Below are 25,176 nucleotides of genomic sequence, written 5' to 3' on the forward strand. Positions count from 1 at the left end.
CACCTGTCCACCGGGTGAGATGGGTGTCCTGCCGAGTCGGTTTCGTCCGGCACTCTAGGCCCATGGCTGATCTGCGGGATGTGCGAGGACTGGAGCAGGAGCTCCGACGGCGAGTGCGCGGCGAGGTGTCCTTCGACGCCACCAGCCGTGCGCTGATGACGATGGACGCTTCGAACTACCGGCGGGTCCCGGTGGGCGTGGTCGCGCCACGGGACGCCGAGGACGTCGCCGCGGCGCTGGCCGTCTGCCGGGACCAGGGAACCGCCGTGGTGGCCCGCGGCGGCGGCACCTCGATCGCCGGCCAGGCGACCGGCACCGGGATCGTCCTGGACTTCACCCGGCACATGAACCAGATCACCTCGATCGACCCGGAGGCGCGCACCGCCACCGTCCAGCCCGGGGTGATCTGCGACGGGCTCCGCTCGGCCGCCGGCCGGCACGGTCTGACCTTCGGGCCGGACCCGTCCACCCACAGCCGCTGCACCATCGGCGGAATGATCGGCAACAACTCCTGCGGCTCACACTCCGTGGCCTGGGGCACCACCGCCGACAACGTCGAGGGCCTGGACGTGCTCACCTACGGCGGCGACCGGGTCCGGCTCGGCCGGGGGGACGAGGGCCTGCCGGCGAATCTCCGGCTCGGGGCGGACGACCTCGTCAGCCGCCACCTCGCCCTCCTGCGCACCGGTTTCCCCGAGCTGCCGCGCCGGATCTCCGGCTACGCGCTGGACGAACTGCTGCCGGAGAAGGACCGGAACTGGGCGCGCGCCTTCACCGGCAGCGAGGGCACCCTGGGGGTCATCACCGAGGCGGCGGTGCGCCTGGTCACCCCGCCCGCGGCCCGGGTGCTCGCGGTGCTCGGCTACTCGGACGAGGGCTCCGCCGCCGAGGCCGCGCACACCCTGCTGCCGCACTCTCCGCTCACCGTCGAGGGCATGGCCTCGGACCTGGTGCCGCCCACCGAGGCCCGGCTGCTGCCCCGCGGTGACGCCTGGCTGTTCGTGGAGATGGGAGGTGACTCCCCGGAGGAGGCACGGGCCCGGGCGGAGGAGCTGTGCCGGGTGGCCGGTGAGGCCACCACCGACCACACCGTGGTCACCACCCAGGCCGAACAGCGGGCCCTGTGGCGGATCCGGGAGGACGCCTCCGGCACCGCCACCCGGATGCCGGACGGCAGCGAGGCCTGGCCCGGTTGGGAGGACTGCGCCGTCCCGCCCGCCCGGCTCGGCGGCTACCTGCGCGACTTCCGTGCGCTGTTGGTCCAGCACGGGCTGCGGGGAGCGCCGTACGGGCACTTCGGGGACGGCTGCATCCACGTCCGGATCGACTTCGACCTGCTCACCCCGGCGGGTATCGGGCGCTTCCGGGACTTCTCGACGGACCTGGCCGACCTCGTGGTGGAGCACGGCGGCTCGCTCTCCGGGGAGCACGGCGACGGCCAGGCGCGGGCCGAGTTGCTGCCCAGGATGTACGGCCCGCGGATGGTGCGGCTCTTCGAGGACTTCAAGGACCTCTGGGACCCGGCCAACGGCCTCAACCCGGGCATGCTGGCCCGCCCGCACCGCATGGACGACAACCTGCGCTTCGAGGTGCTGCCGAAGCAGCCGGTGGACGTGGCCTTCGGCTACCCGCACGACAACGGCGACTTCTCGGCCGCCGTCCGCCGCTGTGTGGGCGTCGCCAAGTGCCGCGACACCGCGCCGTCCGGCTCGGGGGTGATGTGCCCGTCCTTCCGGGCGACGGGCGAGGAGCAGCACTCCACGCGTGGTCGGGCCCGGCTGCTCCACGAGATGCTCGGCGGCGAGGTGGTCACCGACGGCTGGCGGTCGGAGGAGGTCCGGGAGGCGCTGGACCTCTGCCTGTCCTGCAAGGGCTGCCGCACCGACTGCCCGGTGGGCGTGGACATGGCCACCTACAAGGCGGAGTTCCTCCACCACCACTACCAGGGCCGGCTGCGGCCGGCCTCGCACTACGCCATGGGCCGGTTGCCCCGGTGGCTCCGCGCGGCGGCCCCACTGGCCCGCCCGCTGAACGCCGCGGCCCGGGTCCGTCCGCTGGCGGCGCTGGCCAAGCTCGCCGGTGGAATCGCCCCGGAGCGGAGCATTCCGGAGCTGGCCCCCGAACCGTTCACCAGGTGGTGGCGGAAGCGGGCCGGGACCGGCGGGGGCCGGGCGGGCTGGCCTGGGGCCGCGTCGGCCGAGGGACCGGCGGCGGGCGAGGACGGAACGGGGCCGGCGGTGGTGCTCTGGCCCGACACCTTCACCAACCACCTCTCCCCGTCCGTCGGCCACTCCGCCGTCGAGGTGCTGGAGGCCGCCGGCCTGCGGGTGCTCGTACCGCCGGAGCCGGTCTGCTGCGGTCTGACCTGGGTCTCCACCGGGCAGCTCGACCAGGCCCGCCAGGTCATGCGCCGCACCCTCGACGCGGTGGCCCCGGCGCTGGAGGCAGGCCTGCCGATCGTCGGCCTGGAGCCCAGCTGCACCGCCACCCTCCGGACCGACCTCCCCGAACTGCTCGGGGACGATCCGCGCGCCCAGCGGCTCGCCGACTCCGTGGGCACCTTCGCCCAGGCGCTGGAGCGGTACGCGCCCGAGTGGCAGCCGCCCCGCCTGGACCGCGAGGTGGTCGGGCAGACCCACTGCCACCAGCACGCCGTGCTCGGCCAGGACGCCGAGCGGAAGCTGCGCGAACGCGCCGGGCTGACCGGGGAACTGAGCGGTGGCTGCTGCGGCCTGGCCGGGAACTTCGGCTTCGAGAAGGGCCACTACGAGGTGTCGGTGGCCTGCGCCGAGGAACAGCTCCTCCCGGCCGTCCGGGGCGCCGGCCCGGGGACGGAGGTCCTGGCGGACGGCTTCTCCTGCCGTACGCAGGTCGAGCAGCTCTCCGACCGCCGGGCCCGGCACCTGGCCGAGGTGCTGGCCGAGGCCCTGGAGCGGCAGCCGGGGACGGACCGGGGGGCCGCTCCCTGATCGGACCGGCGCGGAACCGAGCCGGCGGGCGAGCGGTGCTCGCCGGCTCCCGCCGCGCCCGGCTCAGTCGGTGGTCGGCGGGTGCGGTTCGCCCGCGGCCCGGCGGTACTGGGCGTTGATGCGCTGGGCTTCCTCGAGCTGGTCCTCGAGGATGATGATGCGGCAGGCGGCCTCGATGGGGGTGCCCTGGTCGACGAGTTCCCGGGCGCGGGCCGCGATGCGCAACTGGTACCGGGAGTAGCGCCGGTGGCCCCCCTCGGAACGGAGCGGGGTGATCAGCCGTGCCTCGCCGATGGCGCGGAGGAAGCCGGGGGTGGTGCCGAGCATCTCGGCTGCCCGTCCCATGGTGTATGCGGGATAGTCGTCGTCCTCGAGACGGCCGATCGGATCGTCCGCTGTCATCGCACCTCTCTGGAGCGCTTGGAGGCCCTGGCGTCGAACGCCACCAGGGCCCCGAAGGAACTGCACGTCTGCCGACCTTAACGCCGGGTCGGCCCGCCGCGTCGGCCCGGCCGCCCGATACCGGGGCGAGGTTCGGGCCCCGGGAGGGTGCGACGGGGCGACCCCAGCTGCTCCGGCCACCGGGCCGCCGCCGCGGCGGCGGGCTGGGGACATGCGGAGGGCCCGACCGGCGTGCCGGTCGGGCCCTCGCTGTTGTTCGGATACGGCTCCCGCCTGCTCGGCGGTCAGACCGCCGCGGGGCCTCCGAGCAGATCGGACGCCTGCTGGACCGGGCTGGCGGAGGGCATGGGCGCCTCCTGCGGGGTCGGTCGGCAGACGAAACCGAGAAGGGTCATGGCCCGGACGACTTCGCCGGCGCTGAAATCACGGCGGTCCTGGCGGGTGATGACGGCCCCCACCTGCTTGGCGGGGTACTGGCGGCGACCGATGGTCACGGACTCCCCGGTGATCGGTTCCGGTTTGACGCCCTTCATTTTTTCCAGCACCTCGCTCTTCGTCAGCTCGAACGGGAAGCGGGCGATGACACAGCGCATGGAGGCCTCACAGGGTGAAGGAGGAACGGGACGAGAACGCGGTCTTCAAGGAGACGGTCGGGACGCCGGTGCGGCTCGGCGCGACAGCCTGGCGGGGCTGTCGAACCGGTGTCAGAAGTGCCTCCAGTGCGGTTGAGCGGGACGGGCGCCAGCTTGCGGGAGGTGATTCCCGCCGGGGACTGCGGGGCAGCCCTCAGGCGGCGGAGGCCACGGCGGACCGGCGCTGGGTGGCACGGCGCGTCGCCTGCGAGGGACGGTTGCGCCGGGAACGGGGGGCGGAGTCGCGCTTGGGGCGTTCGGCCGTCGCCGCCGTGATGACGACCGGGCTGCCGGGAGGGGTTTGCGCGCCGGTGATGCGGCTCAGCTCGGCATCCCCCGAGCGCACCTCGGTGATCCGCGGGCGGATGCCCGCCTGTGACAGGAGGCGCGCCATGCCGCCCCGCTGTTCCGGGGTGACGAGGGTGACGACGCGGCCGGACTCGCCGGCGCGGGCGGTGCGGCCGCCGCGGTGCAGGTAGTCCTTGTGGTCGGTCGGCGGGTCGACGTTGACGACGAGGTCGAGATTGTCCACGTGGATGCCGCGGGCGGCGACGTTGGTGGCGACCAGCACGGTCACGTGCCCGGTCTTGAAGTGCGCCAGTGTGCGGGTGCGCTGCGGCTGCGTCTTGCCGCCGTGCAGTGCCGCTGCCCGTACGCCGCTGCCCAGCAGGTCCCGGGTGAGCCGGTCGACGGCGTGTTTGGTGTCCAGGAACATGATCACGCGACCGTCCCGCGCCGCGATCTCCGTCGTGGCGGCGTACTTGTCGGCGCCGCGGACGTGCAGCACGTGGTGCTCCATCGTGGTGACCGCACTGGCCGAGGGGTCCACCGAGTGCACGACCGGGTCGGTGAGATAGCGGCGGACGAGCCGGTCGACGTTGCGGTCCAGGGTCGCTGAGAAGAGCATCCGCTGCCCTCCCGGACGCACCTGGTCGAGCAGCGCGGTGACCTGCGGCATGAAACCCATGTCCGTCATCTGGTCGGCTTCGTCCAGCACGGTGATGCCCACCTGGTCGAGCCGGCAGTCCCCGCGCTCGACGAGGTCCTTGAGCCGGCCCGGCGTCGCGACGACGACCTCCGCGCCGCCCCTCAGGGCGCCTGCCTGCCTGCCGATCGACATACCGCCCACGACCGTGGCCAGCCGCAGCCTCAGCGACCGGGCGTAGGGGGTGAGCGCGTCGGTCACCTGCTGCGCCAACTCGCGGGTGGGTACCAGGACGAGTGCGAGCGGCTGGCGGGGCTCGGCCCGGCTGCCGGCGGTCCGGGCCAGCAGCGCCAGCCCGAAGGCGAGCGTCTTGCCGGAGCCGGTGCGGCCGCGGCCCAGGGCGTCACGGCCGGCGAGGGTGTTGGGCAGGGTCGCCCCCTGGATGGGGAACGGTACGGTCACGCCCTCGGCCTTGAGCGCGGCGAGGAGCTGCTCGGGCATGTCGAGCTCGGCGAAGGTCTCGACGGCGGGCAGTGCGGGAGTGGTCGTTCTGGGGAGGGCGAACTCGCCCGCCGCAGCGGGCCGGCGGCCGGCCGAGCGGCTCGTCCTGCCGGAGGAGCGGTGGCCGCCCTGTCCGGAGCCGGCGCTGCGGCCACGGGTGCGGGAGAAGCGGTCGTTCGTGCGTGTGCGGTTCATGCGGAACCTTCCTCGATGCGGCGCATGTCAAGGAATTCCCGCAGCGGTTGAGCAGCACGGAGAATTGCAAGAAACGGGCCGAATGGAATGCGGAAGTGATTCTGTTCGACGGCGGACCCGTACGGGCGCAGGGCCGGAAAACGGGGGCCGGAGCGGACTTGGAGCCCGGATGCCGACTGCGGTACAGCAGCGCGAAGTGGCGTCCTGGCGCCGACCGCTGGAATCCTTCCGCGGGGGAGAACTGTGCGGGAAACATGTGCGGCTGGGGCCCGCACCCCGGAGGATGCGGGCCCCAGCTGCGTCATACGCTTCAGCGTCAGGCGGGAACGATGTTCTCGGCCGTCGGGCCCTTCTGGCCCTGTGCTATGTCGAAGCTGACCTTCTGGCCCTCGAGCAGCTCACGGAAGCCCTGGGCGACGATGTTCGAGTAGTGGGCGAACACGTCCGCGCCGCCGCCGTCCTGCTCGATGAAGCCGAAGCCCTTTTCGGCGTTGAACCACTTGACGGTACCGGTGGCCATGGCATGTCTCCTTTGGGGCAGTACATCGGTTTCCGCACCGTGCGGGAACCGTGTCGCCGAGATGATCACCCACCGGAAACAAACTAGCCGGAATCACATGAGGCGGCCCGAGGTGAAACCACCGCCGGGGCACTCGAAGTCTGGGAACCACAACTGCAACTGATATCGACACTAACATGTGGCGGCGGTCCGTATGGCTCGGGGGAAACACTCCTCCCGCTTGCCCTGGGAATTCTTACGGCGCCGCGCGCCGAATTCTCTTCCGGCGGGCGTAGATATTCCGCGCCACTGGGTGGGGTCGTCCCATGCGGCCGTCGCCGGTCCCCACCGACCGGCACCACTGATCCCCAGGCGGCCGTCCCGACCGGCGGGGTGATCCGTCAGCCGGTGGGCGGTACGAACTCCGGCTGGTCGAGCACGCGCAGCCAGCTTCCGTCCGGCTGCCGGCGGACCACCTGCGCCCGGGCGCCGCTGCCGTCCTTCGGCGGGGTGGCGGTGAGGGCGATGTCGCCGCTGACCAGGGTCGGCAGCGGCGGTTCCGGCTCGAACCGGGGGCGGTTGGCCAGCACCTTCTCCCAGAGCGCCCGGATGGCCTCGCGGCCCACCGTCTGCTGGCCCGGCGGGTAGGCCATCACCGCGTTCTCCTCGTAGAGGGCGGCGACCCCGGCCGCGTCCCCGGCGTTGGAGCGTTCGACGAACAAGCGGGTGATGTCCTCGGGGCGCATGGCCTTCTCGCAGTCCGCCACTGTTGGGTCCCTTCATCGCGATCTGGATGCCTCTCGCGCGCTTCCGGAGCGGTCCCCCGTCGCGCGCTTCCAGAGTGGTCCCTGGAAAACGATGAGTCCAACAGATGGATCTTCTGGACACTAGAATTATCGGTCATGGAGCTGCGCCAGTTGGAGTACTTCGTCACCGTCGCGGAAGAGCGGAACTTCACCAGGGCGGCCGAACGCGTGCACATCAGCCAGTCCGGGGTCAGTGCCCAGATACGCCAGCTGGAACGGGAACTCGGGGCCGAACTCTTCGACCGGTCCGCGCGCACGGTCACCCTCACGGAGGCGGGAAGGGCCGCGCTGGAACACGCCCGGGCAGCCCTCGCCGCCGCCGGCGCGGTCAGCGAGGCGGTCGGCGAGGTGACCGGTCTGATCCGGGGGCGGCTCACGGTCGGGATGGTCGTCGGCTGCACCATCCCACCGCTCTTCGACGCCATCGCCGCCTTCCACCGAGCCCATCCCGGGGTGGAGGTCTCGCTGCTGGAGGGCGACTCCGACCACCTCGTCGAGCTGGTGCGCGCCGGCGGTGTCGACCTGGCCCTGGTGGGGGCGGCGGCGGATCCCCTGGAGGGGCTGGGCGAGCTGACCATCGTCAGCGAGCGCCTGGTCGCCGCGGTGCCGGCCGAACACCCGCTGGCCGGGGAGTCGCGCGTCGCCTTGCGGGATCTGCTGCGCCATCCCCTCGTGGCCATGCCGCGCGGCACCGGCCTCCGCACGGTGTTCGAGCAGGCGTGCGCGGCGCAGGGCCTCCGACCGGTGGTCGCGCTGGAGGCGAGCGCAGCCGACGCCATCGCCGGCCTCGCCGGCCGCGGGCTCGGCGTCGCCGTCCTCAGCCACTCGATGGCCGCCGGTTACCGCGACCGCCTCCGGGCGGTCGACATCGACGGCGCCGAGGCGCCCGCCCGGCTCGCCCTGGTCTGGCGGTCCGCCCACCGCCCGGCGGTCCGGGAGTGGCTCAGGTACGGCCGACAGGCGTTCAGCAGCCCCGGCGAAGGGTGAGGCGCTGCCCGGACCGTTCGTGGCGGAGGTGCGGTGATCCTTCCGAGAAGCCGTCCGGTCGGCGCTGCGGCGTATCCGGCGCGACCCGGTTCCACACCCCGAGCTCTGAGGTCACCTGTCAAGTGGGCCGCGGCCACGGTACTTTGAGCAACTCACTGTGCGTCGCCATCGACGGGGAGTAGTGGAATGGGCCATGGGTCACACGGAGAGCAGATCGAGGTCTTACGAGCCGGTGAGGAGCACATCGCGCAGATCGTCGAGCTCGCCAGCTCGCGGAGTCTGAGCCAGGCGGACGCCGAGAGCAGCGTGCCGGTCGAGGGCGGCTTCCTGGTCTCCGGGTACACCGAGGACGACTACCTCGCCCGGCTGACGACGGCCGAACACTTCTACGTGGCGGTGAAGGGCACGGAGGTGCTCGCCTTCCTGCTCGCCTACAGCTCCGACCAGGTCGAGCACGACGAGTGGCTGAACCGGAGGATCAAGAGCACGCTGGGCAGCTTCCTCGTGATCAAGCAGATCTGCGTGGCTCGAGAGGCGGCGCGTCGCGGCATCGCGTCGATGCTCTACTACCACGTGCTCGAGCGGTGGGAGGAGACGCCGGTGATCGCGGCGGTCGTCGACCAGCCGCCCAACGAGACCTCGGGACGCTTCCACCGAAAGCTGGGATTCCAGGAGCTGACGCGGCTCACACCCCCGGACGGCATGCCGCGTGTGGTCTGGGTGTGGCGCAAGCCGCGCGAGGCGATGCTGCGCGCCCAGTACGCGACCTCGGTCGACCTCTACAAACACGAGGACAACACCAACTGGCAGAAGCTGAACAACTTCTTCTACATCACCGCGGGCCTAGCAGCGGCCACCGCGTTCTCGCTGGGCAAGGAGGGGGCGGGGGGCAGCTTGGGGAAAGGCTTGGCCATCGTCATCGCGATCATCGGGTTCGGCACCTCCCTGGCCTTCTCCCAGATGCTGCGTTTCGGGCGGCAGTACCTGCTCGCCCGCAAGTCGGCGGTGATCGAACTCGAGGAGTACATGGCCTGGCACGGCGGCCATCGCATCGTGACATGGCACGCCTCGGAAGGGACCGACGCCTATCTGAAGGTCTCGCCGACCGGCTTGATCATGGTGCTGCTGCCGATCCTCGTCGGGCTCTGCTGGCTGGCCGTCATCGGTGTGCTGATCGCCAACTGAGGCGGCCGGGAGGCAATGCGGGGGGCCGCTTCCGGGAGCCGGGCGGGCGGGCCTTAACGTGCGAGGGTGAAGGATCTGGACAGCGGCGACTCGCCGACCGCAGCGGCTTCGGGCGCCTCGGCCCCCTCGGGCCTCGCACCGGCCGACCACCCGGGGAAGGAAGGCCCTGCGGCCCCCACCCCCGGGTCGACGAGTCTGCGCGGCCGGCTGGGCGCCGCCGTCCTGGTGTTCGGCGGGGGAGTGTCGCTCCAGTTCGGCTCGGCCCTGGCGGCGCTGCTGTTCCCCCGGGCGGGGCCGCTCGGCGTGGTGACGCTCCGCCTCGCGGTGGCGGCGATCGTGCTGCTCGCCGTGTGCCGCCCCCGGCTGCGCGGCCACTCGCGCGACGACTGGCTGACGGTTACCGGCTTCGGCGTGGCGCTGGCCGGGATGAACTCGCTGTTCTACCTCTCCATCGAGCGGATTCCGCTGGGGGCGGCGGTGACGCTGGAGGTGCTGGGACCGCTGACGCTCTCCGTGGTCGCTTCGCGGCGGGCGGCGAACGTGCTGTGGGCGGTGCTCGCCTTCGGCGGCGTGTTCCTGCTCGGCCGGAGCGGCTTCGGCCACCTGGACTGGCTGGGGGTCGGTTTCGCGCTCACCGCGGGCGGGCTGTGGGTCGTCTACATCCTGGCCAGCGCCCGCACCGGGCAGCGCTTCCCCGGGGCGGACGGGCTGGCCCTGGCGATGTCGATCGCCGCCGTGCTCACCCTGCCGCTCGGAGTGGCCACCACCGGGGCCGCGCTGCTGGACCCGGTGACCCTGGGCCTCGGGGCGAGTGTGGCGCTGCTGTCCTCGGTCCTGCCCTACACCCTCGAACTGCTCGCCCTGCGCAAGCTGCCGGCGGGGACGTTCGCGGTCATGATGAGTCTGGAGCCGGCCATCGCGGCGACGGCCGGGGTACTGGTGCTGGGCCAGTGGCTGTCGGTCGGCGAGATGACGGCGATCCTGCTGGTCGTCGTCGCGAGCATGGGGGCAGTCCTCACCCCGAGCCGGCGGCCCGCCCGGACGGATCGGCTTCCGCTGCCCCCGGCCCCCTGAGGGCGCCCGGGGGCTACCGCCGGCTGGGGATCAGCGGCCCGGGGTGGCGGGCGGCCAGGATGGTGCTGCGTACGACGGCCTCCTTGAAGGCGGCGGCGGGGTAGCCGGTGAACACCGAGCCGCGCGGGGAGTCGTCGCGCCGGGTGAGCTGGACGATGCCGTTGCGGCGGCCGAGGCTGATGTTGGTGAAGGCGTAGCCGATCCTGACCGGGGACGGTTTCCGGCCCTCCAGCCGTGCCGCGATCACATCGGCCACCTGCCGCCCCATGGGCAGTGCGGCCTGGCAGGACATACGGGCGACGGAGCCGCCGACGGCCTGCCCCGCGGCGGCGTCCCCCACCGCGTACACCTCAGGGTGGGAGAGGGAGCGCAGGGTCGCGTCCACCGTCATCCGGCCGAGGCCGTCGGTGGCCAGTCCCGCCTGCTCCGCGAGCGCGGCTGCGCGGAAGCCGGTGGTCCAGACGGTGGCGTCGGCGGCGAAGGCGGTACCGCCTTCGGTGCGGACCGCGTCCGGGTGGACTTCGGCGACCCGGGTGTGCTGGTGCACGGTGATGCGCAACCGGTCCAGGGCGCTCCGCAGGTGCTGCCGTGCTCGTGGTGCGAGACCCGCGCCGACCTCGGATCCGGCGAGGAGCCGGACGTTGAGCGAGGGATAGGCCTCGGCCAGTTCGGTGGCGGCCTCCAGCCCGGTCAGACCGCCGCCCACGACGGCGACGGAGCCACCGGAGGGGATCGCGGCGAGGCGGTCCCGGAGCCGTAGCGCCTGGCCGGACTCGGCGACCGGGCAGGCGTGTTCGACGGCCCCGGGCACCTTGTCGACGGCGCTACGGCTGCCCAGGGCGTAGACCAGGGTGTCGTAACCGACCGCGTGCGGCGGGCGGTCGATGCGGACGGCGCGCAGTGAGGGTTCGAGGGCGGTGATGCGGGCGACGACGAGCCGGATGCGGGTGCCGGCGATCAGTTCGGCAAGCGGCAGTTCGCGGAGCCGGTGCCCGGCGGCGAGTTGGTGCAGCCGGACCCGCTCCACGAACCGGTCGTCGGCGTTGAGCAGGGTCACGGTCGCGTCGGTGTGGCGCAGCCGCCGGTCGAGGCGTTTGGCCGCGAGGAGGCCTGCGTAGCCCGCTCCCGCGACGACGACGTGATGGCTCATGACGTGACTCACTCCGGCTCTGTCGACTGCCTGTTGCTCTTCCCGCCGTCCATGCTCGAACGGCTTTGTCGGCATATGTGGGAGGTGGCACTGTCAGAGCGTGTCGCACCGAGTGCGGTCGGTGAGTGTGCGGGAGCGGTCTCCGGGAGGCCCGAGGTGCAGGTCAGCGCGGTACCGTCTCGTGTCCGGCGATCTCCCGCGGATCCCGGGAGGCCGGTCCCACATAGCGGGCGGAGGGCCGGACCAGGCGGCCGGTGCGCTTCTGCTCCAGGATGTGCGCCGACCAGCCGGCCGTCCGGGCACAGGTGAACATCGAGGTGAACATGTGCGCCGGCACCTCGGCGAAGTCCAGCACGATGGCGGCCCAGAACTCGACGTTGGTGGCCAGTACCCGGTCCGGGCGCCGGTTGTGCAACTCCTCCAGGGCGGCCCGCTCCAGCGCCTCGGCTACCTCGAAGCGGGGGGCGGCCAGTTCCCTGGCGGTCCGCCGCAGCACCCGGGCGCGCGGGTCCTCCGCGCGGTAGACGCGGTGGCCGAAGCCCATCAGCCGCTCGCCGCGGTCCAGCGCACGTCTGACGTAGGCGGTGGCGTCGCCGGTCCGCTCGATCTCCTCGATCATGCCGAGGACCCGGGACGGCGCGCCGCCGTGCAGCGGCCCGGACATGGCGCCCACGGCGCCCGAGAGCGCCGCCGCCACGTCCGCGCCGGTTGAGGCGATGACCCGGGCGGCGAAGGTGGAGGCGTTCATGCCGTGTTCGGCGGCCGAGGTCCAGTAGGCGTCGACGGCCCGCACATGACGCGGGTCGGGCTCGCCGCGCCAGCGCCGCATGAAGCGTTCGACGACGGTCTCGGCCTTGTCGATCTCCTTCTGCGGCACCATGGGCAGGCCCTGGCCCCGGGCGGACTGGGCCACGAAGGACAGCGCCAGCACGGCGGCGCGGGCCAGGTCGTCGCGGGCCTGCCGCTCGTCGATGTCCAGGAGGGGCTTCAGGCCCCAGACGGGGGCGAGCATCGCCAGGGCGGACTGCACGTCGACGCGGACGTCCCCGGAGTGCACCGGGACGGGGAAGGGTTCGGCCGGCGGCAGGCCGGGCTGGAAGGCCCCGTCGACCAGCAGCCCCCAGACGTTGCCGAAGGACACCCGGCCGACCAGGTCCTCGATGTCGACACCTCGGTAGCGGAGGGCGCCGCCTTCCTTGTCCGGCTCGGCGATCTCCGTTTCGAAAGCGACGACTCCTTCGAGCCCGGGGACGAAGTCGGACATCGGGCGGCTCCTCAGTCTGGTCGAGGCGGGCGTGGTTCCGGGTCCGGCCGGCGTCCGGACCGCCCGCGGCGTGGCCGGTCACCCCGGTGATGCCCCGCTCGGCGGGTGTTCACCCGGCGGCTGGTCCGGAGCGGTCCGGTGGGCGGGGGCGGGGGCCGGTTCGGTCGGCCGAGGGGCGGAGCGTGAGATGGGGCACAGTCGGCGTCCGCTTGGACAGGGATTAAGCCCCCTTCCGAGGGGGTGAACTCGGGTGGTGCGTTCCCTCCTTCGGGGGATGCTGCAAGATGAGCCCGTGGCACACGTTGACCCTGAACAGCCGATCCCTCACGAGTTCGACCCGGCCGCGATGCGTGGGCAGTACCGAACGGCGGGCCTGTCGGAGGAAGGGCTGGCTCCCGGCCCGATGGAGCAGTTCGGCCGCTGGTTCGAGCAGGCCGCGCGAGCCGGGCTCTACGAGCCGAACGCCATGGTGGTCTCCACCGTGGGGGCCGCCGGCCGCCCCAGCTCCCGCACCGTGCTGCTCAAGCAGTACGACGAGCGGGGCTTCGTCTTCTACACCAACTACCGCTCGCGCAAGGGGCGGGAGATCGCCGAGAACCCGAAGGTCTCGCTCCTCTTCCCCTGGCACCCGGTGGCCCGCCAGGTGCTGGTGGACGGCGAGGCCCGGCGGGTCGGCCGGGACGAGACGGTGGCGTACTTCCGCACCCGCCCGCACGGCTCCCAGCTGGGCGCCTGGGCGAGCGAGCAGTCCTCACCGATAGCCTCCCGCCGGGAACTGGACCGGGCCTACGAGGAGCTGGCGGTCCGTTACCCGCCCGGCGAGCAGGTGCCGGCGCCGCCCGACTGGGGCGGTTTCCGGGTGGTGCCGGAGCGGGTCGAGTTCTGGCAGGGCCGGGAGAACCGGCTCCACGACCGGCTGCGGTACGTCAGCACCGGGACCGGGTGGCGGGTGGAGCGCCTCTTCCCCTGAGCCGGGGCGCCGGACGGCGGCGGGTCGGCGGTCACCGGGCGGAGCCGGATGACGACTCGGCGGCGCCGACTTTCCCGGAACCTGATGTGTGCTGCGTCACGTTCCAGTTGAATGGTCGGGCGAGCGGAGATCCAAACGACCCACCCCAGGGGGTGCCAGGTGACCGCCTCTCTGCCTTCGGGCCCGGACCAGGGCCGCTCAGCGTGCCGGTGCGCCGCCCCGGCGGACGCCGCCGCCTCCGGCCTCCCGGGGCGGCCCGACCCGACGCGGGCCGCCACCGGGGCCGGTGGCGACTGCCCGCCGGACCACCGCGGCGACCGGGACCTGCTCACCGCGCTCGTCGACGGTATGGACGCCGGGCTCTGCGCCTTCGACGCGCAGGGTGTGATCACCCACTGGAACCGCGAGGCCGAGCGCCTACTGGGCTGGTCCGCGGCGGAGGCGGTGGGGCGGCAGGGCTTCGGCGGCTGGGCGCTGCGGCCCGCCGACGCCGGCGAGGTCGCGGAGCGGCTACTGGGCGCGATGTCCCGGAACGGGCGGCAGGTGGACGAGTTCGCCCTGCTGGCCCGGGGCGGCGGCCGGGTGCTGATAAGGGCGCAGACCGGCTGTGTGCGCGACGCGGGCGGGCGGCCCGCCGGCGTCTACTGCGCGTTCACCGAGGTGCAGGCCCAGATCGAGCTGGAGCGGTCGATCGCGCTCAGCGAGGCGCTCTTCGAGGACGCCTCCTGGGGCGTGGTGCTCGTCGACGCCGATCTGCGGCCGGCGCTCGTCAACGGTGAGGGGCTGCGGTCGTTCGGCCAGGATCGGGAGTCGCTGCTCGGCCGCCCGCTGGGCGAACTCCTCACCGAGGGGGCGCAGGAGTTGGAGGGCGCCTTCCAGCAGGCGCTGGTTGAGGAGGAACCGCCGGGGCCCGCCGAGTTCTGGGTGACGCTGCGCGGGCCCGCCGAGCCCCTTACCGGGGAGGCCGGGGCGGAACCGAGGGGAAACGGTTCGGCGGTCGGCCGCCGCCGGTGCTGGCGGAGCGGGTTCGTACGGTTGTCCTCGCCGTTGGCCCAGGAGCCGGTGCCGCTCGGCGTCGGCTGGTTCTTCCAGGACGTCACCGAGGCCCGGCGGCGCGAACGGGAGGCGGCGGTCCTGCGCTTCCGCAGCAGTCAACTGCACCGCGCGGGGCTGGCCGCCGCGGAGTGCGAGGACCCGGCCGAGGCGGCCACCGTCCATCTGGACTTCGCGCTGGCCGGTTTCGCCGACCGCGCTCTGCTGGACCTCCTCGCCGCGGCGGAGGACGGTGCGGACCGGCTGGTGCGGGTGGCGGCGACGCCGGTGGAGCGGAGCGGGAGGTGTTCACCGGCGCTCCGCGGAGGCGCGCCGGTGGGTTATCCGGAGGGACATCCCGCCCTGCAGGCGGTGGAGCGGACCGGGGCGGTGCGGACCTCATGGCCCGGCACCACCGGGGCTCGGGCTCCGGCGGGCACGGTTCCCGGGTCGGCCGCCCGCTGGGCCTCGCTCCGGTACTGGCCGGAGGGCTCGGTGCACGCGCTGTGCACGGTGCTGCGCAGCCGCGGTCGGACGCTGGGCGTGCTGACCTTCCTGCGCGGCGACAGCCGCCGGGCCTTCGACCGGTCGGACGCGCTGTACGCGGAGGACGTGGCGGTGCGGGCGGCCGTGGCCCTGGACCTGGCGCGGAGCCTCCCCGGTGGGACGGCGGGTCGCCGGGGCCGGCCCTGAGAGCGGCGCGCCCGTGGGCCGGTCCTTCCGGCCGTACGGGCGGATCGGGGCGGCGGCGCGGCCGACCGGTGTCGGTGCGGCGCGCCGTCAGCTCAGGTAGAAGATCCGCTCGGTGTGCTCGGCCATCAGCCGCTCGTTCCAGGCGTGGCCGCCGTCGACGTTGCCGGAGCGCAGCAGCGGCGGGGTGATGCCGCGGTCGAGGAGCCGGCCCGCGGCGGAGGCCGTGATCGCCTGCATGACGGCGCTGGTCACCACGGTGGAGGCGGGGCCGAACGGCGCGTCGACGCCCGGCGCGGTCAGCTCCGCGTCCCCCACCGCGATCTTGTTGTCGACGACGGTGTCGCAGTGGTCGGCGAGGAAGGTGTCGGAGGGATGGCGGGACTCGGTCTCCCGGGCGTACCGGACCGAGGTCACCGCGATGGTCCGCAGTCCGAGGGCGCGGGCGTGCTGGGCCATCTCCACCGGCAGCGCGTTGCGACCGGAGAGCGAGATGATCACCAGCAGGTCGCCGGCCCGTGCCGGGCTGTTCTCCAGCGCCGCGGCGGCCAGCCCGGACACCCGTTCCAGCGCGCTCCCCAGGGTGGCGGGCCGGACGTCGACCCCGACCAGGCCGGGCACGGCCAGCAGGTTCATCAGGGCCAGGCCGCCGGCCCGGTAGACCACGTCCTGGGCCGGGAGGGCGGAGTGGCCGGCGCCGAAGGCGAAGAGCCGGCCGCCGTCCGCGACCGTCTCGGCGATCAGCTCGCCGGCGGCCTCGATGCTCTCGGCCTCCTCGTCGCGGACCCGCCGCAGCAGTTCCACGGCCGAGTCCAGGAAGTGGCCGGCGAGGTGGTGCTCGCTGGGCGGTATGTGGCTCGGCATCGCTGGCCTTCCGTGCGGAAACCGGGTGTGGTGGCGATCACGTTGGGGCTCCGGGCGGTCGGCTGTCAACACCGCTTACCGCCGAGCGGGCCCGGTTGTCCGAGGGATGGGCCAGAATTGAGGACAGGGCCGTCGCGACAGAATCTTCAAGGGGCAAAGATGTCCGGACTTATCGATACCACGGAGATGTACCTCCGCACCATCCTCGAGCTGGAAGAGGAAGGTGTGGTGCCCATGCGTGCCCGGATCGCCGAGCGGCTCGACCAGAGCGGTCCCACGGTCAGCCAGACGGTGGCCCGGATGGAGCGGGACGGGCTGGTCACCATCGCCGGGGACCGGCACCTCGAGCTCACCGAGGAGGGCCGCCGGCTGGCGACCCGGGTGATGCGCAAGCACCGGCTCGCCGAGTGCCTGCTGGTGGACGTGATCGGGCTGGAGTGGGAGCAGGTGCACGCGGAGGCCTGCCGCTGGGAACACGTGATGAGTGAGGCGGTGGAGCGCCGCGTACTGGAGCTGCTGAAGCACCCGACCGAGTCGCCGTACGGCAACCCGATCCCGGGCCTGGCCGAGCTGGGGGAGGAGGGCGAGGCCGGCTCGTTCCTGGAGGGCATGGTGAACCTGCTGGAGCTGGACGCCGGCGCCGAGGGCAAGAGCGCGGTGGTCCGCCGGATCGGTGAGCCCATCCAGACCGACGCCCAGTTGATGCACACGCTGCGCAGGGCCGGGGTGCGTCCGGGATCCGTGGTCAGTGTGACGGAGGCGGCCGGCGGGGTCATGGTGGGCAGTGGTGGCGAGGCCGCGGAGCTGCCCGCGGATGTCGCAGCACACGTGTTCGTGGCCAAGGGCTGACCAACAGGCACCCGTCAGCCCGCTCTTTTCTGTACGGTTCTGCCTTCCGCCGCTCCACACTCGGGCCGAGCAGCGACTTTTGTCCGCGGTCAGTCGAGCCTGGGGCGCGCGGAAGCGCTTATTCGAATAGATATTCGATAGTGTGGGCTGTGGTCCAACTCGGCCTCGTCCGCGAGGTTTCCGCAGCCGACATCACGGAGCAGCCGGAAGGATTGGGGGGTGCCAAGACCTATGGCTCGGCGCATCGATGTGACCGGATCCGGGGGAGTGCGGCTCGCCGCCTGGGAGTTCGCCGATCCGCCCAAGGGGGAGGCGGGAGAGTCGGCGACGGACTCCACGGCGGTGCTGTTACTGCACGGGCTGATGGGGCGGGCCTCGCACTGGGCGGACACCGCGCGCTGGATCGCGGGGCGGCGGCGCGCTGTCGCGCTCGACCAGCGTGGCCACGGCCACAGCGAGAAGCCCGTGGCGGGCGGGTACGGCCAGCAGGAGTACGTGGCCGACGCGGCCGCCGCCGTCGAGCAGTTGGGCCTCGGCCCGGTCGCCGTGGTGGGCCACGCCATGGGTGCGCTCACGGCCTGGCAGCTCGCGGCGGAGCGGCCGGACCTGGTGCGGGCCGTGGTCATCAGCGACATGCGGGCCTGTGCGCTCGGTGAGCGTTCACAGCGTGAATGGGAGGAGTGGTACGACTCCTGGCCGGTCCCCTTCGCGACCCTGGCCGACGTCCGCAAGTGGTTCGGCGAGGACGACCCGCGGTTGGAGCGTCCGCGCGCGAGCCGTGGCGAGTTCTACGCGGAGGTCATGACGGAGAGCGCCGACGGCTGGCGTCCGGTCTTCTCCCGCGGCCACATGGTCGAGTCCCGCGAGGCGTGGGTCCACGACGCGCACTGGGACGAACTCGCCCGGGTGCGCTGCCCCGCGCTCGTGGTGCGGGGGGTCGACAGCGATCTCGGTCGGGCGGAGGCGCAGGAGATGGTCCGGGTGCTGCCCCGGGGCCGCTACGCGGAGGTGCCCGACGCCGGGCACCTCGTCCACTACGACCAGCCGGAGACCTGGCGGTCGGCCGTGGAGGAGTTCCTCGCCTCGGCGCTGCCGGCCTGAGGTCGCCCGAGGGTTGGGCCGACGCCGCAGCCGGTCCCCTCCGGAGCCGTTCCGGAGGGGCCGGTGCCCGGAATATCCGGCAGCGGCGGTTGCATGATGCGGCAGAGCACGGCCGGCGATCACAGAAGAGGCACACGCGACCACTGTTGATCGTTGTTGAATGCGATGACAGCGTGGTGCGTCGTCGATGACCGCACCGCGGGGACATCCAGTGCCGCCACGGGCAGCCCTCCCAGGAACGGCACTGGCCGCCGACCGCCAACGTTCCGATCGGACCATTCCGTATGCCGCCGTCGTTCCTGGCCGCCAACCCCTTCGACCAGACCGTCCAGTGGATCCTGACCGTGGTGGCCGTGATCGTCACCGTCGGGGTCCTCTTCGCCGGGGTCTCCGTCGGCGCACGCCGGCTCCTCGGCATCCGGCTCGGCGCACTGCGGACCCTCGTCGCGTGTGCCACCGGCATGACGGCCTTCCAGCTGTTCAACCTCGCGATACCCGACTACGACAGCCGGCTGGCGCTGTCCACCGTCGCGCTGATCCTCTGCCTGCTCTCGGCGATGGCCGTGCTGGTCCTGGCCGAGGTGGTGATCCCCTCCGGGAGTTACCTGCGCCCGGTGCAGTGGGCCCGCGCCGCTCACCGCCGTGTGACCCGCGCCCGCCGCTACTCCCGGATCAGCCGCATCTTCATGCGGCACGGCCTGGGCAGGTACATCCGCGGCCGGGTCCGGCTGGAGCGCGCCGCGACCGCCGGCGAGGCGGGGCGGCAGGCCGCCCGCTCGCTGCGGCTGGCGCTCGAGGAGTGCGGCGGCACCTTCATCAAGCTCGGCCAGGTGCTCTCCACCCGCCGCGACCTGCTGCCCCCGCACGTCATCGAGGAGCTCAGCAGGCTCCAGAGCGATGTGCCGACCGCCCCCTGGAAGGAGGTGGAGACCGTCCTCCTGGAGGAGTTGGGCGCACCGGTTGAGGAGGTCTTCGCGGAGTTCGACCCCGAACCGCTGGCCGCCGCCTCCATAGCCCAGGTCCACCGCGCTGTGCTCCGCGACGGCAGCACCGTCGTGGTGAAGGTCCAGCGGCCGGGCATCCGCGAGTCGGTCGAACGCGATCTGGACATCGTCCTCGCCATCGCGCAGAGCCTGCACATCCGGGCCCGTTCCATGCAGGCCTTCGGGGTCCGGGACCTGGCCGACGGCTTCGCCGTCGCCGTCCGCGAGGAGCTCGACTTCCGCATCGAGGCACGGAACGCGGACGCGGTAGCCGCCGCCAGCGGCGGGCACGCCGCCGACGCCGCGGTCCGGGTCCCCCGCGTCCACCACGAACTCTCCTCCGCCCGGGTGTTGGTGCAGGAGTGGCTGGACGGGGTGACCCTCGACCGGGCCGACGAGGTCGCCGAGGCCCGCGGCCTCGACCGGGACGCACTGGCCCGCACCGTGCTCGGCGCCATGCTCCGGCAGATCATGAGCGACGGCGTCTTCCACGCCGACCCGCACCCCGGCAACATGCTGCTGCTCGCCGGGGAGGCCAGGATCGGCCTGCTCGACTTCGGCTCGGTGGGCCGCATCGACCCGACCGTCCGGGCGGCCATCCAACACCTGCTGCTCTCCGTCGACCGGGGCGACCCGGCCGGCATGTGCGACGCCCTCCTCGAACTCCTCGGCCCCCGCGCGGAGGGCGGCGACGCGCCCCCGGTCGACGTCCTCAACCTCGAACGGGAGTTGGGCCGGTTCATGGCCCGCCACCTGGGGCCGGCAGCCCAGCCGGACGTCGAGATGTTCACCGCGCTCTTCCGGCTGCTCACCCGCTTCGGCCTGACCGTCCCCCCGGAGGTCGCGGCGGTCTTCCGCTCCCTGGCGACCCTGGAGGGCACGCTCAGCCGACTCGCGCCGGGCTTCAACCTCGTGGACGAGGCCCGGCTGGTCGCCACGGAGCTGGTGACCAGCCGGCTGGTCGGCGGTCCGGCCGGCCGGTTCGCCTCCCGCGTCGGCCAGACCTACGCGAAGTGGACCGGTGGCGAGGACCCCGCCGAGGCCGGGCCCGGCGGATCGGCGGCCCTCGGCGCCGCCCGGGGCGGCGACGGCAGCACGGCGCTGGCCCGGACCGTCGCGCAGGAACTCCTCCCGCTGGTCCCGATGCTGCGCCGGCTGCCGCGTCGGGCCGACCGCATCACGGCCTCGGTGGAGCAGGGCCGGCTCTCCGCCCGGGTGCGGTTGCTGGCCGACGAGAGCGACCGGCGGTTCGTCGCCGGTCTGGTCCACCAGCTGCTGGTGGCGCTCCTGGCCCTGGGCACCGGCCTGATGGGGGTGCTGATGCTGGTCTTCGGCACCGGCCGCGGCCCGCGGGTCACCTCCCAGCTGGAGCTCTTCCCGCTGCTCGGGTACAACCTGCTGGCCGTCGGGGCGGTGCTGACCCTCCGGGTCCTCTTCGCCGCCATGGCGCGCCGACCATGAGAGCCCTCCCGCGGTCTCCGGCAGCTCTCCGAGGACAGCCGCGGCGCCTTGCCCGCGGACCGGGGTACGAACCGGTGCGCGGGCGCGCCGTCGCCTTCTGAGGCACCGCTTCCGCCGCCGCCCGCTGACCTCTACGGCCGACCCGGCGGGGCGCCACCGGAGCGGCCTGAGGACTGCCGCCCCGCCCGGTGTTCAGCCCTTGCTGACCGCGGTCAGGATCTCCGGGAGCCTGGCCGCGGTGCGCGGAGCGGCGACACGGAGCCCGATCAGCCAGACGACCACGCCGTAGACGGCGCCGACCGGCAGCAGCAGCCACGTCAGGTCCTCCGAGCCGGACTGGTGCAGCCAGATGGTCAGGGCGATCAGCGGGGCACAGAGCACCGCGCCACCCAGCATGCCCCCGAGGATGCTGAGCCAGGCCAGCCCCCCTTGCCCGGGAGCCACGTTCTTGTAGCCGCTGTCCTGCGGGATCGAGTACGGGAAGAGCGCCGACGCCAGCGCTCCGGTGGCCACCAGCGCGCCCAGCAGGCCCAGGGACAGCCCCATCGTCTCGGGGAAGACCGCCCAGCGGTCCAGCAGGGCCACCGAGCCGAGCACCACCACCGCGGTGTAGGGCAGCGCCACCAGGATCAGCGCGAGGGACCGGCCGCGCAGCTCCAGATAGGCGTCCCGGGGGGAGGAGATCGTCTGGGCCACCATCCAGAAGGCCGAGGAGTCCTGCCCGAACTGGTTGTACATCTGGAGGCCGAGCAGTCCCGCCGCGCCGCAGGCCATGTACACGTTGGGGTTGCCCTGTACGTAGGAGATCACCGGCAGCAGCAGCCCGATGGTCAGCGAGGTCGCCCAGGACGCCCTCGACTTGGGGTCGCGCCAGGCGTAGCGCAGGGTACGCAGCATGACCGTGCCGACCCGGCCGGCCGGCAGCAGTCCGGCCGGTCCCGCCTTCGCCGCGGTCCGCTCCGGAGCGGCCTGCAGGGTGGAGCCGTCCGGCGTGGTCATCAGCTTGGTCAGGCTCCGCTCCCACCACCAGAGCAGGAGCAGCAGCGCCACCAGCGACAGGGCGAGTTGGCCGGCGGCCAGCGGATAGGCGCCCTCGCCCGCCGAGCGTACGGCGTCGATCGCCGAGGCCGGGGGCACCCAGCGCAGCACGTCCGCAAGCGGCCGCAGCACGGCCAGGCCGTCGGGAGAGGAGAGCTGCCGGATGCCGAGGTTGACGAACTGCACGCCGACGGCGATGAACAGCCCGCTGAGCAGCGCCAGATCCCGCCCGCGGCGGCTGGTCAGCAGTCGGATGTTGCCGGCGGCCACCGCGCGGGCCAGCGCCAGGCACACCAGGAGCACCAGCGGTACGGCGAGCACCGAGACCCCCGCCGCGGCCGGGGTCCGGGCCACCGCCACCGCCGAGCCGATCGCCAGGGTCAGGGTGAACAGCGGGCCGATCCCGATCAGCGAGGCCACCAGCAGCGAACGGACCAGCGGGCGGGGCCGCAGGGGCAGCATCGCCAACCGGGTCGGGTCCAGCGTCTCGTCGCCGCCGGTGAAGAACAGCGGTAGCGCCGCCCAGCCCAGCGCCACCACCCCGGTGACCGAGACGACCAGCGCGGGAGCGTCCTGGTGGCCGCGGAGCGCGATCAGACCGATCAGCTGGCCGATGGCGTACAGGGTGGTCAGCACGACGGAGGTGATGAACACCGCCTTGCGGCCGCTGGACTGGTGCAGTCCGTTCCGGAGCAGCGCCCACTTCATCCGTACGAAGACCGCCGTGCTGGTCGGGGTTCCGGCGGAGACCGGCGTCGCGGGGGAGGAGGCGGACCAGGAGGTGGCCGTCGGTGCCGTGCTCACGCGGTGCCCCCGCCCAGCCAGTCGAGGTCCTGCCGCGCGCCGTGGGCGTTGGCGCCCACCAGTTCCAGGAACGCCTCCTGGAGGGACGGAGCGGCGCCGCGCACCTCGTCCAGCGGGCCCTGGGCCCGGATCCGCCCGGTGGCCAGCACGGCGACCCAGTCGCACAGGCTCTCCACCAGCTCCATCACATGGCTGGAGAAGACGACCGTGGCGCCGGAGGCGGTGTAGCGCTCCAGCACCCCGCGGATCGTCTGGGCCGAGACCGGGTCCACGCCCTCGAACGGCTCGTCGAGGAAGAGCACCCTGGGGTTGTGCAGCAGGGCCGCCGCCAACCCGATCTTCTTCCGCATGCCCGTCGAGTAGTCGACCACCAGCTTGTGCTGCGAACCGGCCAGGTCGAGCACGTCCAGCAGTTGGGCGGCGCGCTTGTCGACCTCGGCGCCGGGCAGTCCGCGCAGCCGGCCGGTGTAGGCGAGGAGTTCGACTCCGGAGAGCCGCTCGAAGAGCCGCAGGCCCTCCGGCAGCACCCCGATCCGGGCCTTCACCGCGACCGGGTCGGCCCAGACGTCGTGGCCGTCGATCTCCACCCGCCCGGCGTCAGGACGGAGCAGCCCGGTCACCATGGAGAGGGTGGTGGTCTTGCCGGCTCCGTTCGGGCCGACCAGTCCGACGAACCTGCCGGCCGGCAGCTCCAGGTCGATCCCCGCCACCGCGACCTGCTCGCCGAACCGCTTCCAGAGCCCTTCGATCCGGACCGCGGGCGGCGCTCCTCCGCCCTCCGAGGGGGCGTCGCCGGTGAGTCCGTTGGTGTTCGCTTCCCCCGCTGTCACCGGAGTAGCCCCCTGTCGGTCGTGTCCGCGTCGCTTCCAGGATAGGCGGCCCCGGTGGCGTGTCCCCGGGCACCGACGGGGCCTCCCGGAATGCCGACACGCCGGGTGACGGACGGCATACGGGGCGCATGGGAGCACCGGTAGGGGCGCGCGGTGGTGGGGCTCCGGAGAGTGGGTAGTTCCCTGTGGCCCGCAGCGGCTCGGCACCCCGGCCGCGACCAGGGCCGGTGCGGCCGGTCGGAGCCAGGAAGGCCGCAAACCGTCTGCGAAAACCCCAAATCGTAGGAATTCCCGGTGGTCTGCCGGGGCAGGGAGCACCCGTGGCAACTCAGGAGGAAGCGCCGATGGCTGCCAGGCCCCCCGCGCAGCGCCAGCCCAACGAACGACTCCAGGCGCTCATTCAGGAAGCGGCCTGTTCCAACGCGGGCCTGGCCCGCCGGGTCAATCTCTGCGGTGCCGAGCACGGTCTCGACCTGCGGTACGACAAGACCTCGGTCGCCCGCTGGCTCCGCGGACAGCAGCCGCGCGGCCGGGCCCCGCTGCTGATCGCCGAGGCGCTCGGTCGCAAGCTGGGCCGCCCCGTCACGCTCGACGAGATCGGGATGGCGGGCGGCCGGAACCTCGCCTCCGGCGTCGGGCTGCGCTTCTCGCCCACGGTGGCCGGCGCCGTGGAGCACGCCTGTGAACTGTGGCGCAGCGACGTCGGCCGGCGGGACTTCCTCTCCGGTTCGACCGTGGCCGCCTCGGCGCTGGTCGAGCCGAGCCGGGACTGGCTCATCACGGGCGCCGATCCCCGGGTCGAACGGGACGGCGGCCAGCGGGTCGGCCGCAGTGACGTCGAGGCGGTCCGGGCGATGACGAAGGCGCTGGTGGAGATGGACCACCGGTTCGGCGGCGGGCATCTCCGGCCGCTCGTCGCGCACTACCTCAACAGCGTCGTCTCCGAACTCCTGGCCGGTACCTACCGGGAGGAGGTCGGCAGGGAGCTCTTCGCGGCCGTGGCACGGCTGACCGAACTGGCCGGCTACATGGCGGTCGACACCGGCCAGCCGGGGCTGGCGCAGCGCTACTACATCCAGGCGCTGCGGCTGGCGCAGGCCGCCGGGGACCGCGGGTACGGCGGATACGTGCTCGCCGCGGGCATGAGCCACCTGGCCGTCTCGCTGGGCAATCCGCGGGAGGTCGCACAGTTGGCGCGGGCCGCGCAGCAGGGCGCGGGCGGCCGTGTCACGCCCAGGGTGGAGGCGATGTTCCTCGCCGCGGAGGCCCGCGGCCACGCGCTGATGGGTGACGACAGCGCCTTCCAGACGGCGGCCGGAGGAGCCGTCACCGCGCTGGAGCGAGCCGGTGACGGCTCAAACGGCGAGGACCCCGAATGGATCCGCCACTTCGATGAGGCCTATCTCGCCGACGAACTCGCCCACGGCCACCGCGACCTGGGGCAGGCCGAGCCCGCCCGGCGGCAGGCGGAGCAGGCGCTCGCCGCACACCCGGAGCAGCGGGTCCGGCGCCGGGCGATCGGGCTGGCGCTGCTGGCCTCGGCCCAGGTGGAGCAGCGGGAGGTCGAGGAGGCCTGCCACACCGGGACGCAGGCCGTCGAACTGCTCGCGACCGTACGCTCGCAGCGCGGCCGGGAGTACCTGACCGATCTGGGGCAGCGGCTCGCCCCGTTCACCCGGGAACCGGTGGTGCGGGAGTTCCGCTCCCGACTGGAGCCCCGGGCGGCCTGAGGGATGGTGCCCGGGCCCTGGAGGACGGAAGCCCGGTGCACGAAGCCCGGCTGGACGGATACGGGTGCCGGTGCGCCGGTTGGTGGGCCGGCCCGCCGAACTCCCGCGCGCCTGCCGGGCGGAGGCGGTCAGCGGCGAGCCGCGGGCCCGCGCCGGCCGCCGCGGCGGCCGGGGAACGTGAGGCAGAGCCGAGGGGCGCGCCGCCGGGAGCCGAGGGCCATGGCACCACCGCACG

General features: G+C 73.2%; 20 protein-coding genes. 10 read left to right on the forward strand and 10 right to left on the reverse strand.

Annotated features, from left to right (window positions below):
* The first annotated feature begins 62 nt into the window (after positions 1–62).
* Complete coding sequence (locus BGP73_RS17420; RefSeq protein WP_069815968.1) at positions 63–2,969, forward strand: FAD-binding and (Fe-S)-binding domain-containing protein; 2,907 nt, start codon at positions 63–65, stop codon at positions 2,967–2,969.
* Between the two features lie 63 nt (positions 2,970–3,032).
* On the opposite strand, the gene BGP73_RS17425 is transcribed toward BGP73_RS17420, so the two are convergent.
* From BGP73_RS17425 to BGP73_RS17445, 5 genes are all read right to left on the reverse strand, one after another.
* Positions 3,033–3,371, reverse strand: a complete 339-nt coding sequence (locus tag BGP73_RS17425) for a MerR family transcriptional regulator (RefSeq protein WP_069815970.1) — start codon at positions 3,369–3,371, stop codon at positions 3,033–3,035.
* A gap of 284 nt (positions 3,372–3,655) precedes the next feature.
* Positions 3,656–3,964 carry an SCO5918 family protein gene (locus tag BGP73_RS17430; protein WP_069815972.1) on the reverse strand — a complete coding sequence of 103 codons (309 nt, stop codon included), beginning with the start codon at positions 3,962–3,964 and terminating at the stop codon, positions 3,656–3,658.
* Between the two features lie 193 nt (positions 3,965–4,157).
* Positions 4,158–5,624 (reverse strand): DEAD/DEAH box helicase, encoded by a 1,467-nt coding sequence (locus BGP73_RS17435; protein ID WP_069815974.1) that lies wholly within the window; start codon positions 5,622–5,624, stop codon positions 4,158–4,160.
* A gap of 316 nt (positions 5,625–5,940) precedes the next feature.
* Positions 5,941–6,144, reverse strand: coding sequence for a cold-shock protein (locus tag BGP73_RS17440; RefSeq protein ID WP_069815976.1), 204 nt, complete (start codon positions 6,142–6,144; stop codon positions 5,941–5,943).
* Between the two features lie 380 nt (positions 6,145–6,524).
* Positions 6,525–6,869: a YybH family protein gene (locus tag BGP73_RS17445; protein WP_374701165.1), complete on the reverse strand. Its 345-nt coding sequence runs from the start codon at positions 6,867–6,869 to the stop codon at positions 6,525–6,527.
* Positions 6,870–7,025: 156 nt separating this feature from the next.
* Here BGP73_RS17445 and BGP73_RS17450 point away from each other — a divergent pair, with 156 nt between their 5' ends.
* From BGP73_RS17450 to BGP73_RS17460, 3 genes are all read left to right on the forward strand, one after another.
* Positions 7,026–7,916 carry a LysR family transcriptional regulator gene (locus BGP73_RS17450; RefSeq protein ID WP_069815979.1) on the forward strand — a complete coding sequence of 297 codons (891 nt, stop codon included), beginning with the start codon at positions 7,026–7,028 and terminating at the stop codon, positions 7,914–7,916.
* A 186-nt stretch (positions 7,917–8,102) separates the two neighbouring features.
* The gene (locus BGP73_RS17455) at positions 8,103–9,101 is read left to right on the forward strand and encodes a GNAT family N-acetyltransferase (protein ID WP_069815981.1); all 999 of its coding nucleotides are present in this window, start codon (positions 8,103–8,105) and stop codon (positions 9,099–9,101) included.
* A gap of 66 nt (positions 9,102–9,167) precedes the next feature.
* Positions 9,168–10,175, forward strand: a complete 1,008-nt coding sequence (locus BGP73_RS17460) for an EamA family transporter (protein ID WP_374701159.1) — start codon at positions 9,168–9,170, stop codon at positions 10,173–10,175.
* Positions 10,176–10,188: 13 nt separating this feature from the next.
* Here BGP73_RS17460 and BGP73_RS17465 read toward each other — a convergent pair whose 3' ends face one another.
* Positions 10,189–11,325 (reverse strand): NAD(P)/FAD-dependent oxidoreductase, encoded by a 1,137-nt coding sequence (locus BGP73_RS17465; RefSeq protein WP_069815983.1) that lies wholly within the window; start codon positions 11,323–11,325, stop codon positions 10,189–10,191.
* A 163-nt stretch (positions 11,326–11,488) separates the two neighbouring features.
* Complete coding sequence (locus BGP73_RS17470; RefSeq protein WP_069815985.1) at positions 11,489–12,589, reverse strand: citrate synthase 2; 1,101 nt, start codon at positions 12,587–12,589, stop codon at positions 11,489–11,491.
* Positions 12,590–12,863: 274 nt separating this feature from the next.
* Between BGP73_RS17470 and pdxH the strand changes: the two genes are divergently transcribed.
* Positions 12,864–13,559, forward strand: coding sequence for a pyridoxamine 5'-phosphate oxidase (gene pdxH, locus BGP73_RS17475; RefSeq protein ID WP_244501247.1), 696 nt, complete (start codon positions 12,864–12,866; stop codon positions 13,557–13,559).
* A 159-nt stretch (positions 13,560–13,718) separates the two neighbouring features.
* Complete coding sequence (locus BGP73_RS17480) at positions 13,719–15,284, forward strand: PAS domain-containing protein (protein WP_069815989.1); 1,566 nt, start codon at positions 13,719–13,721, stop codon at positions 15,282–15,284.
* Between the two features lie 87 nt (positions 15,285–15,371).
* Here the strand turns inward: BGP73_RS17480 and BGP73_RS17485 are convergent, their stop codons facing one another.
* Positions 15,372–16,145 (reverse strand): SIS domain-containing protein, encoded by a 774-nt coding sequence (locus BGP73_RS17485; protein ID WP_069815991.1) that lies wholly within the window; start codon positions 16,143–16,145, stop codon positions 15,372–15,374.
* A 159-nt stretch (positions 16,146–16,304) separates the two neighbouring features.
* Here BGP73_RS17485 and BGP73_RS17490 point away from each other — a divergent pair, with 159 nt between their 5' ends.
* From BGP73_RS17490 to BGP73_RS17500, 3 genes are all read left to right on the forward strand, one after another.
* Complete coding sequence (locus tag BGP73_RS17490) at positions 16,305–16,994, forward strand: metal-dependent transcriptional regulator (protein ID WP_069815993.1); 690 nt, start codon at positions 16,305–16,307, stop codon at positions 16,992–16,994.
* 231 nt (positions 16,995–17,225) lie between these two features.
* On the forward strand, positions 17,226–18,095 hold the full coding sequence (locus tag BGP73_RS17495; protein WP_069815995.1) for an alpha/beta fold hydrolase: 870 nt from the start codon (positions 17,226–17,228) through the stop codon (positions 18,093–18,095).
* Between the two features lie 284 nt (positions 18,096–18,379).
* Positions 18,380–20,539 (forward strand): ABC1 kinase family protein, encoded by a 2,160-nt coding sequence (locus BGP73_RS17500; RefSeq protein WP_069815997.1) that lies wholly within the window; start codon positions 18,380–18,382, stop codon positions 20,537–20,539.
* A 192-nt stretch (positions 20,540–20,731) separates the two neighbouring features.
* Here the strand turns inward: BGP73_RS17500 and BGP73_RS17505 are convergent, their stop codons facing one another.
* Both BGP73_RS17505 and BGP73_RS17510 read right to left on the reverse strand, forming a co-directional pair.
* The gene (locus tag BGP73_RS17505) at positions 20,732–22,285 is read right to left on the reverse strand and encodes a transporter (RefSeq protein WP_069816294.1); all 1,554 of its coding nucleotides are present in this window, start codon (positions 22,283–22,285) and stop codon (positions 20,732–20,734) included.
* A 92-nt stretch (positions 22,286–22,377) separates the two neighbouring features.
* Complete coding sequence (locus BGP73_RS17510) at positions 22,378–23,130, reverse strand: ABC transporter ATP-binding protein (protein WP_107474077.1); 753 nt, start codon at positions 23,128–23,130, stop codon at positions 22,378–22,380.
* Positions 23,131–23,555: 425 nt separating this feature from the next.
* Here BGP73_RS17510 and BGP73_RS17515 point away from each other — a divergent pair, with 425 nt between their 5' ends.
* A complete protein-coding gene (locus tag BGP73_RS17515) occupies positions 23,556–24,941 on the forward strand; it encodes a transcriptional regulator (protein ID WP_069816001.1) in 1,386 nt (461 codons plus the stop codon).
* The last annotated feature ends 235 nt before the right edge of the window (positions 24,942–25,176 follow it).

Origin of the sequence: Streptomyces sp. TP-A0874, assembly GCF_001748085.1 — a bacterium.
In the GTDB taxonomy this organism is placed as follows: Bacteria; Actinomycetota; Actinomycetes; order Streptomycetales; family Streptomycetaceae; genus Streptomyces.

Coding starts and splice junctions, on each gene's coding strand:
- BGP73_RS17420 (WP_069815968.1), top strand. CDS start 63: ATGGCTGATCTGCGGGATGTGCGAGGACTGGAGCAGGAGCTCCGACGG.
- BGP73_RS17425 (WP_069815970.1), bottom strand. CDS start 3,371: ATGACAGCGGACGATCCGATCGGCCGTCTCGAGGACGACGACTATCCC.
- BGP73_RS17430 (WP_069815972.1), bottom strand. CDS start 3,964: ATGCGCTGTGTCATCGCCCGCTTCCCGTTCGAGCTGACGAAGAGCGAG.
- BGP73_RS17435 (WP_069815974.1), bottom strand. CDS start 5,624: ATGAACCGCACACGCACGAACGACCGCTTCTCCCGCACCCGTGGCCGC.
- BGP73_RS17440 (WP_069815976.1), bottom strand. CDS start 6,144: ATGGCCACCGGTACCGTCAAGTGGTTCAACGCCGAAAAGGGCTTCGGC.
- BGP73_RS17445 (WP_374701165.1), bottom strand. CDS start 6,869: ATGCGCCCCGAGGACATCACCCGCTTGTTCGTCGAACGCTCCAACGCC.
- BGP73_RS17450 (WP_069815979.1), top strand. CDS start 7,026: ATGGAGCTGCGCCAGTTGGAGTACTTCGTCACCGTCGCGGAAGAGCGG.
- BGP73_RS17455 (WP_069815981.1), top strand. CDS start 8,103: ATGGGCCATGGGTCACACGGAGAGCAGATCGAGGTCTTACGAGCCGGT.
- BGP73_RS17465 (WP_069815983.1), bottom strand. CDS start 11,325: ATGAGCCATCACGTCGTCGTCGCGGGAGCGGGCTACGCAGGCCTCCTC.
- BGP73_RS17470 (WP_069815985.1), bottom strand. CDS start 12,589: ATGTCCGACTTCGTCCCCGGGCTCGAAGGAGTCGTCGCTTTCGAAACG.
- pdxH (WP_244501247.1), top strand. CDS start 12,864: ATGCTGCAAGATGAGCCCGTGGCACACGTTGACCCTGAACAGCCGATC.
- BGP73_RS17485 (WP_069815991.1), bottom strand. CDS start 16,145: ATGCCGAGCCACATACCGCCCAGCGAGCACCACCTCGCCGGCCACTTC.
- BGP73_RS17490 (WP_069815993.1), top strand. CDS start 16,305: ATGTCCGGACTTATCGATACCACGGAGATGTACCTCCGCACCATCCTC.
- BGP73_RS17495 (WP_069815995.1), top strand. CDS start 17,226: ATGGCTCGGCGCATCGATGTGACCGGATCCGGGGGAGTGCGGCTCGCC.
- BGP73_RS17500 (WP_069815997.1), top strand. CDS start 18,380: ATGCCGCCGTCGTTCCTGGCCGCCAACCCCTTCGACCAGACCGTCCAG.
- BGP73_RS17505 (WP_069816294.1), bottom strand. CDS start 22,285: ATGAAGTGGGCGCTGCTCCGGAACGGACTGCACCAGTCCAGCGGCCGC.
- BGP73_RS17515 (WP_069816001.1), top strand. CDS start 23,556: ATGGCTGCCAGGCCCCCCGCGCAGCGCCAGCCCAACGAACGACTCCAG.